The organism is Terasakiella sediminum (assembly GCF_033100395.1).
In the GTDB taxonomy this organism is placed as follows: Bacteria; Pseudomonadota; Alphaproteobacteria; order Rhodospirillales; family Terasakiellaceae; genus Terasakiella.
Map to the genome: position 1 here is coordinate 168020 of NZ_JAWLVJ010000001.1, position 13290 is coordinate 181309.

The window sequence follows — 13290 nt, forward strand, 5'->3', positions numbered from 1 at the left end:
TCGCTATGGAAATTTCCTCCCTTAAAATCTTCATCGCAGTGGCAGAAAATGGCAGTGTTTCAACGGCTGCAGAACAGCTTCATTGTGTGCAATCCAACGTCACTGCACGCATCAAAAAACTGGAAGAAGAGCTTCAGGTCTCCCTTTTTGTGCGTAAAAGCCGGGGGATGGAACTGAGCACACAAGGGCATGTTTTATTGGATCACGCCTATCAGCTGATCGATATGGAACGCCAAGCCGTACGTGCGGTCAACGCCAGTCTGGATGATGGCGGCACCCTCTCACTCGGATCCATGGAAACAGCAATGGCTGTCAGGCTTCCGACGCTCTTAAAAGAATTTCACAAACGCCATCCCAAGACAGAACTGTCCGTGCGCACAGGTACCACAGACGAAATGATCAAAAAAGTGCTGGATCATCAACTGGACTGTGCCATTGTCGGCAGCAAGGTTGAAAGCGACAAGATCGTACAATATCCGTTTTTTAAAGAACGGCTTGTTCTGGTCAGCACACCGGGTAATGAAAAATCCAGCACCCTGCTGGTTTATCGCAAAGGCTGTGCGTATCGGGCACGTGCGGAAGAATGGCTGCGTCGCGAAGGACGCCTGCCCTACACCATCATGGAATTCGGCACCCAAGAAGGCATCATCGGCTGCGTCAGCGCCGGACTTGGCGTCACCCTCTTGCCACAGGAAGTCGCCAAAGGCCTAAGCAAAGACCTGATCATCACTGACTTACCGGACGAGATCGCGGATGTGGATACCTATCTGATTTGCAACAAAACCACCATCCAGACAAAGCCCATGGAAACCCTGATGGCGCTGACGGCGGAATATGCAGCACTTGAGGCTGCTTAGGTCATCATACTTTCAGGCAGTGCACTGTCACTAAAGGTTGGCAGGCGTCGGGCGTTGAAGAGTTGGTAGTGCCACCATTCATTGCGATAAAAGTCCCAGTTTGCAGTGGTCATGATACCCATCAATAGGATTCGATTCTGCTGGGCTTCAACCGAGATTTCTTTGTTGCCGTGATGGGACAGCGGTGTGAATTCATCAAATCCTGTGCCCATATCCAGGTCTTTCCCATCGGGGCCGATCAAGGTCAGATCAATAGCAGCCCCTCGTGAATGGGGCGACCCACGGCGAGGATCGGACAGAAAATCCGGGTCCGGGGTGTGATTCCACAACTTCCATTGCGCTTCGCTGGGGCGGAACGCATCGAAAATACGGAAGCGATAACCGAGTTTGTCGGCAATATCAATGGCTTCACATAACAATCCCTCGGCTTCTTCATGCAGGAAACAGAAGGGCTTGGTATAAACGGGTTCATCGGTGAAATTATCTGCTGTGGCATATTTCATATCCAGAACCACATTGTGAGATTTTTCCGTTATTTCGATCAGCGCCATGAACCTGTTCTACCTGTTGATGAATGAAGGGGTTTCACAGTATAAGAGGCCATTGGTTGATAAAAGGTAAGCTTCCCTATGAAGATTTTGGCAATGGATAGCGCAGCGGCGGCCTGTTCGGTTGCGCTGCTGGCAGATGATCAGATCATCGCCCATGACTTTCAGGAAATGACGCGCGGTCATGCAAGTGAACTACTGCCCATGGTCGAGGCTGTACTGGAGAACGCCAGCCAGTCTGTGGAAGAGATGGACGCCATTGCCGTGACTGTTGGACCGGGTGGTTTTACAGGTCTTCGCATTGCCTTGGCTTGCGCACGTGGTTTCGGCGTTGCAGCCAAACGTCCGGTGATCGGGGTGACCACGCTGGAAGCCCTGGCCTATGGGGAACAGGATCGTGACCGGCCGCTTCTGTGTGCACTGGATGCCAAACGGGCTGATCTTTATGCCCAATATTATAATGTTGATGGCACGCCCCTGAGCGACCCGGTTGCGCGCATGCCTGAAGATATCGTCATGATGGCGCCAAAAGATGCCGAAGAGATTCTGGTTGCCGGAGATTGTTTTGCCCGCCTGAAACCTTTATTTGAAGAACGCGGCATAACAGCATTTGAAACGGCTTCACGCCTGCCGGATGCCCAGCATATTGCCAGATGTGCCGCCAGCAAAGGCATCCCGAATGACCCGAACGCGCGCCCATCAGCTTTCTATATCCGTCCACCGGATGCAGAACTGCCCAAAAACGGTGGACGTCTACGCCCATGACGATTGTAGAGCTATACCCCATCCATGCGAAAATCATCGCCAAGCTTCACAAAGACAGCTTTGATGAAAACTGGACAGCCAAAGCTTTTGCTGACCTGATTGGTCTGCCCGCAAGCTTCGGCTTTATCATGATGCAGGAGGATGAACCTGTCGGATTTATTCTCTGCCAAGGTGATGAGTGCGAATCTGAAATTATTACAATTTCGACTAATCCGAGTGCGCGACGTCAAGGAATTGCGCGAAATTTGCTGAACGCGGCCTTAAAAAAGACCGAAAAAATATTCCTAGAGGTTGCAAAAGATAATTCAATCGCACGTTTATTTTACACTGAAGCCGGATTTAGCAAAGTCGGGGTGCGCAAAAACTATTATAAACGAGCCGACAACAGCACAATCGATGCCATTGTTATGGAAAAAATGCGCAATTAACGCTTATTTTTCGATCCACAATTTGTAGGTTTTCCCATCATCCTGGGCTTCTGTGCATAATATAGAGTGCCCCAATTCCTGTGCTGAGAGAGGAACATTCTTTAATGGTTCCCCATCATTCAACAAGACTTCAAGAACTTGGCCGTCTTCCATTTTCTCCAGACGCAGTTTTGTCTTAACGAAAGTCATCGGACATGTATCAGAGGTTATATCTATAAAAGAATCTGAAGTAATGTCAGATTTTTTACTCAATTGATTAGTCATTAATTTCTTGTCACTTTTTTGAAATACACCTATATACCATCTGTCAAACAACACAGATTTAGGAGTGTTCTACCATGAGCGAGCAACCCAGCAAACTTGAACTTTTGGAGCTGACGTCAGAAATCGTCTCAGCTCATGTCAGCAACAACTCCGTCAGCACTGGTGATTTGCCCCAATTGATCGAAGATGTCTATCGGACTTTAGGCACAGTTGGCGAAAAACCGGAAGAAAAAGAAAAGCTTCAGCCAGCCGTTCCCGTCAAAAAATCAATCCAGCAGGATTATATCATTTGTCTGGAAGACGGCAAAAAACTGAAAATGCTGAAGCGTCACCTGAAAACAGCCTACAACATGACACCGGAAGAGTATCGCGACAAATGGAACCTGCCATCTGATTATCCGATGGTTGCGCCAAACTACGCCGAACACCGCAGTAACCTGGCGAAGAAAATCGGCCTGGGTACACGTGCACGTAAGAAGTAATCCTTCTATTTGTCATCCCGGAATAAATCCGGGATGACAGTATATAGATACAAAAAAGGCCTCTTGAGAAATTCCCAAGAGGCCTTTTTCTTATTTCATTAAACCAGAGCTTAGCCGACGTGGCCCATGTCTGGTTTCACGGCTGACATACGCAGACGCAGCGCATTCAGCTTGATAAAGCCTTCTGCATCGCGCTGATCGTATACTTCATCTTCTTCGAACGTTACATGTTCTTCAGAATAAAGCGACTGGTCAGACTTGCGGCCCACAACAATAACGTTGCCTTTATAGAGTTTCAGGCGAACAACACCGGACACATTTTCTTGTGTGCTGTCGATCAGGGCCTGAATGGCCGCACGTTCTGGAGACCACCAGAAACCGTTATAGATCAGTTCTGCATAACGAGGCATCAATTCATCTTTCAAATGGCCTGCATTCCGATCCAGTGTAATGGATTCCATGGCACGGTGCGCGGTCAGCATAATAGTGCCACCTGGTGTTTCGTAAACGCCGCGCGATTTCATACCCACAAAACGGTTTTCAACCAGATCCAGACGACCAATACCGTTCTTGCCAGCCACTTCGTTCAGCGCTGTCAGCATGGCAGCCGGAGACAGTTTTTCACCGTTCAGCTTGACTGGGTCCCCTTTTTCATATTCGATCTCGATGAATGTAGGCTCATCCGGTGCGTTTTCAGGTGAAACGGTACGCAGGAACATGTCTTCTGAATATTCTGTCCATGGATCTTCCAGCGCTTTACCTTCATAAGAGATATGCAACAGGTTCGCATCCATAGAATAAGGCGCTTCACCAAACTTGTCTTTTGGGACCGGGATCTGGTGCTGTTGGGCATATTCGATCAGTTTGGTACGGGAATTCAAATCCCACTCACGCCATGGCGCGATCACCTTGATGTCTGGCTGCAAGCCATAATAACCCAGTTCGAAACGAACCTGATCGTTGCCTTTACCCGTTGCACCGTGAGAAACCGCATCAGCGCCAACTTCGCGTGCAATCTCGATCTGACGCTTGGCGATCAGGGGACGCGCGATAGATGTACCCAGCAGATAAACCCCCTCATAAACCGCATTGGCGCGAAACATGGGGAAAACGAAATCGCGAACGAATTCTTCACGCAGGTCATCAATAAAGATTTCCTTGATACCCAGCAGCTCAGCTTTTTTGCGTGCAGGCTCTACTTCTTCACCCTGACCGAGGTCAGCTGTGAAGGTCACCACTTCACAGTTATAGGTATCTTGCAGCCATTTCAGGATGATGGATGTGTCCAAACCACCGGAATAGGCCAGTACTACTTTTTTGATGTCGCTCATATTCTAATCGCCTTCAAAACAGGTCATGTCAATTTGGCCCGAAAATAAGCCATCAGAGGGACAAGAGCAAGGGGTCTTTTGTTTGCCTTTCCCCAGCGCTTCTGCTAGCGTCCGGAAAAATATGAATTTGAGATTTGGAGCATCAAAATGAAAATCGGTATTGTGGGCTGTGCAGGCCGCATGGGTCGTATGTTGGTTCAGGCCGTTGTCAACGCCGAAGGCGCAGAACTGGCGGGCGGCACAGAACGCGAAGGCTCGCCTTTTGTAGGCCAAGACCCGGCTGTTGTGTCCGGCGAGGTACCAAGCGGAGCCAAGATCATCACCGATGCGGAAGAACTGTTTGCAAATAGTGATGCGGTGATCGATTTCACTGCGCCCGCCGCAACCATCGAGCACGCCAAGCTGGCCGCCAAACACGGCACCAACCTGGTAATTGGTACAACGGGTCTGAGCGCGGATGACCAGGCCATCATTGATGAAGCAGCCAAATCCACCACGGTTATTCAGGCAACAAACATGAGCATGGGCGTGAACCTTGCTTTTGCCATCACGGAAAAAGTTGCCAGCATGCTGGATGACAACTGGGATATCGAAGTTGTGGAAATGCACCACAAACATAAAGTCGATGCCCCTTCCGGTACCGCACTCAGCCTGGGCAAAGCCGCCGCTGCGGGTCGTGGTGTTGATCTGGATGAAGTTGCCGATAAAGTGCGCGACGGCATTACGGGTGAACGCAAAAAAGGCGATATCGGTTTTGCAACGCTGCGCGGTGGTGACGTGGTTGGTGAACACACCGTCGTCTTCGCCATCGAAGGCGAACGATTCGAGATTACCCACAAAGCTTCCAGCCGCGTGATCTTTGCACGCGGTGCGGTAAACGCTGCGCTTTGGACCCAAAAGGCCGAGAACGGCATCTTTGATATGCAGGACGTTTTGGGGCTGAAAGAGTAACTCCCTTCACCGTCATCCCTGCGCAGGCAGGGTTCTGGAATGACAGGATTTCTAACTATGAAAAAAGCTGATCGCATTGAATTCTTCCGCCGTCTGGAAGAAGATAATCCCGAACCCAAAGGGGAATTGAACTATACCAATCCCTATACTTTGCTGGTGGCTGTGGCCTTGTCCGCGCAAGCTACAGATATCGGGGTGAACAAGGCGACAGAAGCTCTTTTCAAAGTGATCTCTACCCCGCAGGAAATGCTTGATCTGGGAGAAGCAAAGCTCAAGGACTATATCAAGACCATCGGGCTTTATAATTCCAAAGCCAAGAACGTCATGAAGGCAGCGCAGATGCTGGTCGATAACCACGACGGCATCGTGCCCAATGACCAGGCCGCCCTTGAAAAGCTGCCCGGTGTGGGACGCAAGACCGCAAATGTGGTACGTTCCATGGCTTGGGGTGTGCCCACCATTGCGGTTGATACCCATGTCTTTCGCGTCGCCAACCGCACAGGTATGGCCTTGGGGAAGACAGTTTTGGAAGTGGAAAAGAAACTTCTGAAATGCATCCCCAAAGACTATCTCTTCCACGCGCACCACTGGCTGATCCTGCATGGTCGCTATATCTGCAAAGCCCGCAAGCCTGACTGCGAGAAATGCAAGGTCTACGACCTCTGTAACTATAAAGCCAAAACGGTTTAGTTTCTCTTTTTTGAAAGCTGTTTTAATCAATTCTAAAAAGCTGCCTTGACATATTCCTATATGGGTATATATTATCCGCATGTCCAGATTGAAAACCACACATGATGTCTTTAGCGCCATTGGGGAACCCAAGCGCCGCACGCTGATCGAAGAGCTTGTCAAAAAAGAAATGACAGTGAACGAGTTGGTAGAAGTGGTGCATTGGCCCCAGCCCATGGTGTCCAAACATCTGAAAGTTCTACGCGAAGTCCAGATTGTGACGGAACGCCGACAGGGACGGTTTCGATTTTACCGCGTACAGCCCGAAAAACTGCGCCCCATTCAGGAATGGATGCACAAGTTTGAGGAATATTGGGGCGGGACCATGGATCAACTGGATCAATATCTCACCGACATTCAAGAAAAAGGCAGCTGACATGAGCGAAATTAAAGTCATTCCGTCCAAAATCGAACGAGAATTCAATGCGCCGCGCCAATTGGTCTTTGATGCCTGGACGCAGGTCGAACATCTCAACAACTGGATGTTCCCCATGCCGGGCTGTTCTTGTGAGTATGTCAGTGCGGATATCAAAGATGGCGGTACATCGCTTCATAAAATCACCATGCCAAATGGTCATGAAATGTGGCTCTTCACCAAATTTGAAGAAGTCAGATCCCCTGAAAAACTTGTCTTCCTGCAATATATGTCCAATGCTGAGGGTGAGATCGTCCATATGAAACATGTGCCCAACTGGCCCAAAGACATGCTGGCAACCCTTACCTTTGAAGAAACCCTCGATGGCAAAACAAAACTGACCTTCCTATGGGAGCCACGAAATCCAACAGTTGAAGAGCTGCAGGCCTTCGAAGCCACCCGTTCTGATCACGATAAAGGCTGGGGCGCAGGCATGGCACAGTTGGAAGCCTACCTCGCAACCCTTTAAATCTGCGCTATACATTAGGGTTAACCTATATAGCGCAGGGACATTACTTACTATCTTGAAAGGTCAGTTTACTTTATATTTAAGCCGTTATTGACGTTCCTGGGATGGATGAAACTGTTTCGTATCTTCTGCATACTGACCCTTCTGGTCCTTTCCTCCCCCGCTTTTGCTGACAAAAAAATCGCACTGGTGACCGGGGAAGACTACGCGCCTTTTACCGATCCCAATCTGCCCAAGGATGGACTGGCCACAGCTGTTGTGAACGCCGCTTTCAAAGCTGTCGGATATAAAACAGAAATTTTCTGGAAACCCTGGAAACGCGGCTATATTGAAAGCAAGAACGCCCAATTTATCGGGACCTTCCCCTATATCCCGACGGCAGAACGCCGGGCAGATTTCCTCTATTCTGAACCGATTTTCACAGAAACCTATGTGGCCCTGAGCAACATGTCTGAAAAAGCGGACTTCAAACTTTATGAAGATATGAAAGGACGCACCATCTGCCGCCCCATCGGATACGCCATCGCCGATAAGTTTGAGAAATTCAGAAAGGCAGGTGAGATCAGCCTGTTTCAACCCTCCGACATGCAAAGCTGCCTGAGGACCATCACTACCCTTAAAAAGCATGTGGTGGTGCTAAACCGCCAGCAGTTTATGGATCATCTGAAAAAAGACGGTGTGGATGCCACCCAGATCAAAGTCCATCACCTGGATGAAAAAGGTTTTTCCCTTCATTTCATCGTCTCCAGACGGATCGAGGATGCACAAAACTGGATTGACCAGTTTAACCTCGGTCTCCAATCCATCCGCACATCCGGTCTCTATGATAATCTGTCTCAGGAATTTGGCCTAAAACCTTAAAGCATCTGCTTGGTGGGGCGCACGATGATTTCATTTACATCCACATCTTCGGGCTGTTCCACCACATAAAGCACGGCCTTTGCGATTGCGTTCGCCTCAATCGCATCTTCGTAAAGCTTATCCACCCCTTGGGCAATCTTTTCATTTTCTATTGCTTGGGTCAGTTCTGACGTCACAGCCCCGGGGGAAATGATGGTGGTACGCAGATAGCCGCGCGATTCTTGACGCAACCCTTCTGAAATGGCGCGCACAGCGTATTTGGTCGCACTATAAACCCCGGCAGTGGGTGACACCACATGTCCGGCGACCGAGGCGATATTGATGATATGGCCGGATTTCTGGGCATGCATGGTATCAATCACCGCTGCAATCCCATGCAGAACACCGCGAATATTCACATCAATCATCCGGTCCCAATCGGCCACTTTCTTTTCGGCAAAGAAGGACAGCGGCATGATGCCCGCGTTATTGATCAAAACATCGATCTTGCCAAATTCATCCAGCGCCAATTTCGCCAACGTCTCGACATCTTTTGCCTGCGTCACATCACAGGCCTGAATACGCACATTGTCACCTAAATCCGCTTTGATGGCTTCCAGCTTGTCCTGACGGCGTGCGCCCAACACCAGGTTTGCGCCAAGTGGGGCAAATTTACGTGCCATAGCTTCGCCCAATCCACTGCTTGCCCCGGTGATGATGATGGTTTTTCCTGTTAAATCCGACATGATGCCCCTGTTTAAATTGTTTCGTTTGATACTTTTTAAGAAATTAAATCAGGAGGTGCAATCGTAATGATTTTTTTTGCCTGCTCTGCTAGACTTTTTCCAACGAGAAACGCACCGAGGGCTCCTTCCATGCATAACGAAGAACATTTACTCTATGAGATCAAACGCGAACTGGACTGGGCGGCTGAAGAGGTAAAAAGAACCGAAGCCGAAGTCATGCGCCTGGAAGTAGAGTTCAACAAATCAATCGAAACAGCCGATGAAGACGACACCAAACGTCTGATGGCAGAAAAAGAACATCTGCAGGAACGCATCGGCCTTCACGAATCCTATGCCCTGCAGCGCCGTGCAGCCAAACGATTTTATATGATCAGCCATGTCTATGATATCGCCAGCACAGGAAAATCATCCGATGCCATCCGTGAACAGCTCAGCTCGTTCATGTATCGATCCATGGATGGAAAGGCTGAAAATGCTGATCAGCGCGACAAGCTGCTGGAACTGGCCGAAGCCCTGATGGCGTATTTTGCAGACGGACATTCTGATGAAGCGGATGAAGCCATCCGGGAAGCCTGGCAAAATATTGAAGAAACCTTGCGCGAACTCGGTCGCAGATAAATCAGGCAAAAAAGAAGCCGGTCAAAAGACCGGCTTTTATAAGTTTGTAGGAAGTCATCTCTGACTTCCAGGCGCTCTGATTCGGGCAAAGCCCGAAAAAGGTATCGGCCATCCACATACAACCCTAAGACTATATACTTCAAACCGATAAGATCGGCGGAATAGATGTCTAGTATAATAACCGAAAAGAGCCACTTTTCTACAAAAAAAAGCTACGTACGAACACCTAGGTATATGTGCAAGTTCTACATTTCGATAATGCAGACATAAAAAAAGCCCTGAATATATCAGGGCTTTTCAACTTAAAAGCTATTGTCTCAGCCGCCGTGCTGTTTCTTCAAGGCGCTATATCCGGCTTTGAACTTGGCCAGATCATTTGCATCCGTAAAAGACACCAAAACAACCTTCTGACCCAAATCTTCGGCGATCCCTTCTAGTTTCAAATCCCAGCCGCTGCCACATTCGCGTTCGAGAAAATCTTCCAGAACATTCAGCGGAACCGGGGTTTTAAATCGTAAGGCAGGGCGTCCATCGCTCATATTATTAACTCCATCGTAGTCGGCAAGGTTATCGCGTTCTTTATATATGTAATTTATTAAACTAATGCGTAAAGACCTTATGCATCCCTTTTATGATTTCTCCAGGTCGATGCGCCTTGTTATTGGCTTCCCCGATAATAATGACCCAGCGCGACGCCATAGCGTCCAGTACCGCAGCAGATCGATGCAGATTTGAAAAACTCTGATCGAAATTGTCTTTCTGCATTTTCTCAATAATGGGCGAAAGTTCGCGCGTAATCTGGGTATAGGCTTTCGCCATCAGATCCAGCTCTTTCTTAAACCCGACAAAGATCTCCTTAATACGGGTTTTCGCGGTCGGACCACTATCATTCGAAGCCAGTTTACGCAGACTGGCTTCAAAGGCCGCTTCGGCTTTGCGGATTTTCAGCGCCTTCATCTTGATCCCTTCAATCAGGGTCAAAGCAACGCCTAATTTATAAAGGCGGTTCATCACTTCATTGGTGGGGATGCCCAGAATTTTTGAAGCAAGCGCAAACTGGTCTTTCGGCGCGGTCGCATCGCGCAACTTATCCAGTTCATCTTGGTCAGTGATCCCGTGTTCCTTACTCAACAAGGCATCAATAAGCATTTTTGCGACATAGCGCTGCATGGTACCAAACAGCTTGTTGCGTTCAGCCGCCTTTTCTTTTTCATTATATTCATCAATCAGGCGGTGCGCGGCGGCTTCCAGAAACGGCGCGTTATCACCATTGCGTTCCAACGGGCGCTGCACAAAAGCCAGATACTGACTGGAAGCCAGACCGTTCAATCCCGGGACAAGTTGCGGCAGGCGGGTTGGGTTCACCAGACGATCCTGTTCGCTGCGTTCCTTATCCACCCACTGGTTTTCGGCCGCTTTCATGCGTTGCAAGGCACCCACGTCCAGCACGACCTCGCCATCACCACGACGTGTTAAAATCAGTTGTGACAATAACGTCTTGGTTTCATCCGAAATCTTGCTTTCTGCTTCGGCCATTTCCAGTGTCTGACCCACCGCCTGGCGGATGGACTGGAAAATATCGTCGTTGTTATCCCCGGCCATTTCTATGGCAATCCTTTTCTTTATCCCGATCAGGGGTTTAATTATATACCCCTTCCACTTTTTATATAAGAAAGCTTTCCACCAAAAAAGCATAAAGCCATGAAAAAGACAAAGTCTTCGTCATATAAGATGGGGATAATGTAAGATGGTCGTACGCTAAAACGGAAGGTTGCGAGATGAAGTTTAAAGTTATTCGCCTATTTGGTTTTTTGACCCTGTTCATTTTGAGTATCCAGGCGCACGCCGCTGATCTGCAAATCAAGGATATTACGGTTGGGACCGGGGATGAGGCCATTGGAAATCAGAAAGTCACCGTGCATTATACCGGATGGCTGATGAACGGCACCAAATTCGATTCCAGTGTGGATCGCGGCCAACCTTTCAATTTTGTTCTGGGTGCGCGTCAGGTCATTCCCGGCTGGGATCAAGGCGTTAAAGGCATGCGCGTTGGTGGCAAACGTGAACTTATTATTCCGTCCCATCTGGCCTATGGTCCGCGCGGGGCTGGCGGTGTCATCCCGCCAAATGCGACCTTGCGCTTTGAAGTCGAGCTTCTGGGTGTTTCCAAACCGCCTTATGAAAATATCGACAACAGCAAGTTAAAAGAACTGAAAGCCAAAGGCGTCACCATCGTGGATGTGCGCACACCGAAAGAATGGCAGGAAACAGGTATCATTGAAGGCAGCAAGCTTTTGCCATTCAGAATGCCAAACGGTCAGATCAATCCAAAGTTTGTCGAAGATTTAAACCGAATCGTCAAGCCAACCGACGAAGTCATCTTAATTTGTCGCACTGGAAACCGCACCCGTATGGCATCCGATGGCCTGTCTGCACGGTATGGCTATAAGAACATCTATAACGTTCAATATGGCATAACCCATTGGATGCGAGAGAAGAATCCAACAGTCAAAGCGGACCTGAGTAACCTAAAAAACACATGCTCAGTGTGTTAATTATGTTTATTTACACTAAAAAACAATAAAATAGTTGATTTGCGAAACCTAATATGTCACAAGCTGCATATACGAATAGATGCAGTTTGTGCGCATATTGGAGAAAGCAAACATGTTTGAAGACATGGAACCAACACAGATCTTGTTAATCGGCGGTGGCCTTATTGGCCTTGCCTTCGGTTTTCTGGGACAATCCAGTCGTTTCTGTTTTCGACAAGCTGCTGGCGAGGCCTTTGAAGGCCGTCGTGCCGGGCAATTGCGCGGCTGGCTGATCGCCACCCTGATCGCAGTTGGAGGCACACAAGCTTTGATCCCGACTTTCGAAATTGATCTTTCCGAATCTGCCTATTGGGGCGAAAGCCTCCCTGTTCTCTCCCTCATCCTCGGTGGGATAATGTTTGGCATCGGTATGATGCTGGCGCGCGGCTGTGCAGGCCGTCAGGTCGTCTTGGCCGCAACAGGTAACCTGCGCTCCCTGATCGTGATCCTGATGATTGCACTCAGTGGCTATATGACCATGCGCGGCCTGTTTGCCCCGGTGCGTCAGTCTTTGGAAGGCGCGGTTCAGGTCGGTCTGGATAGACCGGATGTGGTCCAGGGGGCCGCTAGCCTGTTTGGGTTTGAAGTTGATCCGATCCGCACAGGTGCCATTGTTTTGGCCTGCCTGCTAGCGTTCATTTTAATCGCACGCAGCATTGTATTGCGCGATCGCCTTTACCTGACCGTGGCTTCCGTCATCATCGGTACCCTGGTTGTGGGCGGCTGGTACGTCACAGGCGTCATCGGCTTTGATGAATTTGAACCCCAGCGTCTGGAATCCCTGACCTTTGTTGCACCGGGCGGCAATGCCATGCAGTTCCTGATGATCTATACCGGAACAAGCGCAAACTTCGGCATCATGCTGATCGGTGGGGTCATTGCGGGATCTTTCGTCTCAGCGCTCCTGCGTCGTGAATTAAAACTGCAAGGCTTTAGTGGCGAACCCAAAGAGATGCTGCGCTACCTTGGTGGTGGCTTGCTGATGGGCACGGGTGCTGTGATGGCGATTGGCTGTTCTATCGGTCAGGGCCTGTCCGGTATCAGTACGCTGGCCTTTTCCTCTATCATCAGCCTGAGCGCGATTGTGGTTGGGGCAAAAATCGGTCACTGGCTGATGAACCGCGAACAAGCTGCAGCGACAAATCTGGCAGCAGCAGAATAAAAAAATTCATTACCGGGTTTTTCCTGATTTCAATTTCTTTCAGACTTCTTCATAGTGCTTTGCAACATTTAGATATATGGAGCATATAGGC

Annotated in this window: 18 protein-coding genes; 12 read left to right on the forward strand and 6 right to left on the reverse strand. The window is 49.1% G+C overall.

The window, feature by feature from the left end; all coding sequences use genetic code 11:
• The first annotated feature begins 5 nt into the window (after positions 1-5).
• Positions 6-857: a LysR family transcriptional regulator gene (locus tag RYZ26_RS00815; protein ID WP_317681181.1), complete on the forward strand. Its 852-nt coding sequence runs from the start codon at positions 6-8 to the stop codon at positions 855-857.
• Here RYZ26_RS00815 and ddpX read toward each other — a convergent pair.
• Positions 854-1408 carry a D-alanyl-D-alanine dipeptidase gene (ddpX, locus tag RYZ26_RS00820; RefSeq protein ID WP_317681182.1) on the reverse strand — a complete coding sequence of 185 codons (555 nt, stop codon included), beginning with the start codon at positions 1406-1408 and terminating at the stop codon, positions 854-856. The two genes, RYZ26_RS00815 and ddpX, sit on opposite strands and share 4 nt — an antisense overlap.
• A 78-nt stretch (positions 1409-1486) precedes the next feature.
• On the opposite strand from ddpX, the gene tsaB reads away from it, so the two are divergent.
• A complete protein-coding gene (tsaB, locus tag RYZ26_RS00825) occupies positions 1487-2170 on the forward strand; it encodes a tRNA (adenosine(37)-N6)-threonylcarbamoyltransferase complex dimerization subunit type 1 TsaB (protein ID WP_317681184.1) in 684 nt (227 codons plus the stop codon).
• Positions 2167-2598 (forward strand): GNAT family N-acetyltransferase, encoded by a 432-nt coding sequence (locus RYZ26_RS00830; RefSeq protein ID WP_317681185.1) that lies wholly within the window; start codon positions 2167-2169, stop codon positions 2596-2598. Before tsaB ends, RYZ26_RS00830 begins: the two co-directional genes overlap by 4 nt.
• A 3-nt stretch (positions 2599-2601) precedes the next feature.
• Here RYZ26_RS00830 and RYZ26_RS00835 read toward each other — a convergent pair whose 3' ends face one another.
• Positions 2602-2862 (reverse strand): sulfurtransferase TusA family protein, encoded by a 261-nt coding sequence (locus tag RYZ26_RS00835; protein ID WP_317681186.1) that lies wholly within the window; start codon positions 2860-2862, stop codon positions 2602-2604.
• A gap of 74 nt (positions 2863-2936) precedes the next feature.
• Between RYZ26_RS00835 and RYZ26_RS00840 the strand changes: the two genes are divergently transcribed.
• On the forward strand, positions 2937-3344 hold the full coding sequence (locus tag RYZ26_RS00840; RefSeq protein ID WP_317681187.1) for a Ros/MucR family transcriptional regulator: 408 nt from the start codon (positions 2937-2939) through the stop codon (positions 3342-3344).
• 110 nt (positions 3345-3454) lie between these two features.
• Here the strand turns inward: RYZ26_RS00840 and RYZ26_RS00845 are convergent, their stop codons facing one another.
• On the reverse strand, positions 3455-4675 hold the full coding sequence (locus RYZ26_RS00845) for an argininosuccinate synthase (protein WP_317681189.1): 1221 nt from the start codon (positions 4673-4675) through the stop codon (positions 3455-3457).
• Positions 4676-4822: 147 nt separating this feature from the next.
• On the opposite strand from RYZ26_RS00845, the gene dapB reads away from it, so the two are divergent.
• From dapB to RYZ26_RS00870, 5 genes are all read left to right on the forward strand, one after another.
• Positions 4823-5626 (forward strand): 4-hydroxy-tetrahydrodipicolinate reductase, encoded by an 804-nt coding sequence (dapB, locus tag RYZ26_RS00850; protein WP_317681190.1) that lies wholly within the window; start codon positions 4823-4825, stop codon positions 5624-5626.
• Between the two features lie 57 nt (positions 5627-5683).
• Entirely contained in the window at positions 5684-6316 is a 633-nt protein-coding gene (nth, locus tag RYZ26_RS00855; RefSeq protein ID WP_317681191.1) for an endonuclease III, read from the forward strand.
• 79 nt (positions 6317-6395) lie between these two features.
• A complete protein-coding gene (locus RYZ26_RS00860; RefSeq protein WP_317681192.1) occupies positions 6396-6731 on the forward strand; it encodes an ArsR/SmtB family transcription factor in 336 nt (111 codons plus the stop codon).
• 1 nt (position 6732) lies between these two features.
• Positions 6733-7239 carry an SRPBCC family protein gene (locus tag RYZ26_RS00865; RefSeq protein WP_317681193.1) on the forward strand — a complete coding sequence of 169 codons (507 nt, stop codon included), beginning with the start codon at positions 6733-6735 and terminating at the stop codon, positions 7237-7239.
• Positions 7240-7347: 108 nt separating this feature from the next.
• Positions 7348-8100, forward strand: coding sequence for a substrate-binding periplasmic protein (locus RYZ26_RS00870; RefSeq protein WP_317681194.1), 753 nt, complete (start codon positions 7348-7350; stop codon positions 8098-8100).
• On the opposite strand, the gene RYZ26_RS00875 is transcribed toward RYZ26_RS00870, so the two are convergent.
• Entirely contained in the window at positions 8097-8825 is a 729-nt protein-coding gene (locus tag RYZ26_RS00875; RefSeq protein ID WP_317681195.1) for an SDR family oxidoreductase, read from the reverse strand. The genes RYZ26_RS00870 and RYZ26_RS00875 overlap by 4 nt on opposite strands.
• A 129-nt stretch (positions 8826-8954) precedes the next feature.
• On the opposite strand from RYZ26_RS00875, the gene RYZ26_RS00880 reads away from it, so the two are divergent.
• Positions 8955-9443, forward strand: a complete 489-nt coding sequence (locus RYZ26_RS00880) for a hypothetical protein (protein WP_317681197.1) — start codon at positions 8955-8957, stop codon at positions 9441-9443.
• A 317-nt stretch (positions 9444-9760) separates the two neighbouring features.
• Here RYZ26_RS00880 and RYZ26_RS00885 read toward each other — a convergent pair whose 3' ends face one another.
• A complete protein-coding gene (locus tag RYZ26_RS00885; protein ID WP_317681199.1) occupies positions 9761-9982 on the reverse strand; it encodes a hypothetical protein in 222 nt (73 codons plus the stop codon).
• A 61-nt stretch (positions 9983-10043) separates the two neighbouring features.
• A complete protein-coding gene (locus tag RYZ26_RS00890) occupies positions 10044-11045 on the reverse strand; it encodes a hypothetical protein (RefSeq protein ID WP_317681201.1) in 1002 nt (333 codons plus the stop codon).
• A 176-nt stretch (positions 11046-11221) separates the two neighbouring features.
• Here RYZ26_RS00890 and RYZ26_RS00895 point away from each other — a divergent pair, with 176 nt between their 5' ends.
• Both RYZ26_RS00895 and RYZ26_RS00900 read left to right on the forward strand, forming a co-directional pair.
• On the forward strand, positions 11222-11998 hold the full coding sequence (locus RYZ26_RS00895) for an FKBP-type peptidyl-prolyl cis-trans isomerase (protein WP_317681203.1): 777 nt from the start codon (positions 11222-11224) through the stop codon (positions 11996-11998).
• A gap of 112 nt (positions 11999-12110) precedes the next feature.
• A complete protein-coding gene (locus RYZ26_RS00900; RefSeq protein WP_317681205.1) occupies positions 12111-13199 on the forward strand; it encodes a YeeE/YedE family protein in 1089 nt (362 codons plus the stop codon).
• The last annotated feature ends 91 nt before the right edge of the window (positions 13200-13290 follow it).

Excerpts from the sequence above, each read along its gene's own strand:
- RYZ26_RS00815 (WP_317681181.1), top strand. The coding sequence starts at position 6 with ATGGAAATTTCCTCCCTTAAAATCTTCATCGCAGTGGCAGAAAATGGC.
- ddpX (WP_317681182.1), bottom strand. The coding sequence starts at position 1,408 with ATGGCGCTGATCGAAATAACGGAAAAATCTCACAATGTGGTTCTGGAT.
- tsaB (WP_317681184.1), top strand. The coding sequence starts at position 1,487 with ATGAAGATTTTGGCAATGGATAGCGCAGCGGCGGCCTGTTCGGTTGCG.
- RYZ26_RS00830 (WP_317681185.1), top strand. The coding sequence starts at position 2,167 with ATGACGATTGTAGAGCTATACCCCATCCATGCGAAAATCATCGCCAAG.
- RYZ26_RS00835 (WP_317681186.1), bottom strand. The coding sequence starts at position 2,862 with ATGACTAATCAATTGAGTAAAAAATCTGACATTACTTCAGATTCTTTT.
- RYZ26_RS00840 (WP_317681187.1), top strand. The coding sequence starts at position 2,937 with ATGAGCGAGCAACCCAGCAAACTTGAACTTTTGGAGCTGACGTCAGAA.
- RYZ26_RS00845 (WP_317681189.1), bottom strand. The coding sequence starts at position 4,675 with ATGAGCGACATCAAAAAAGTAGTACTGGCCTATTCCGGTGGTTTGGAC.
- dapB (WP_317681190.1), top strand. The coding sequence starts at position 4,823 with ATGAAAATCGGTATTGTGGGCTGTGCAGGCCGCATGGGTCGTATGTTG.
- nth (WP_317681191.1), top strand. The coding sequence starts at position 5,684 with ATGAAAAAAGCTGATCGCATTGAATTCTTCCGCCGTCTGGAAGAAGAT.
- RYZ26_RS00860 (WP_317681192.1), top strand. The coding sequence starts at position 6,396 with ATGTCCAGATTGAAAACCACACATGATGTCTTTAGCGCCATTGGGGAA.
- RYZ26_RS00865 (WP_317681193.1), top strand. The coding sequence starts at position 6,733 with ATGAGCGAAATTAAAGTCATTCCGTCCAAAATCGAACGAGAATTCAAT.
- RYZ26_RS00870 (WP_317681194.1), top strand. The coding sequence starts at position 7,348 with ATGAAACTGTTTCGTATCTTCTGCATACTGACCCTTCTGGTCCTTTCC.
- RYZ26_RS00875 (WP_317681195.1), bottom strand. The coding sequence starts at position 8,825 with ATGTCGGATTTAACAGGAAAAACCATCATCATCACCGGGGCAAGCAGT.
- RYZ26_RS00880 (WP_317681197.1), top strand. The coding sequence starts at position 8,955 with ATGCATAACGAAGAACATTTACTCTATGAGATCAAACGCGAACTGGAC.
- RYZ26_RS00885 (WP_317681199.1), bottom strand. The coding sequence starts at position 9,982 with ATGAGCGATGGACGCCCTGCCTTACGATTTAAAACCCCGGTTCCGCTG.
- RYZ26_RS00890 (WP_317681201.1), bottom strand. The coding sequence starts at position 11,045 with ATGGCCGGGGATAACAACGACGATATTTTCCAGTCCATCCGCCAGGCG.
- RYZ26_RS00895 (WP_317681203.1), top strand. The coding sequence starts at position 11,222 with ATGAAGTTTAAAGTTATTCGCCTATTTGGTTTTTTGACCCTGTTCATT.
- RYZ26_RS00900 (WP_317681205.1), top strand. The coding sequence starts at position 12,111 with ATGTTTGAAGACATGGAACCAACACAGATCTTGTTAATCGGCGGTGGC.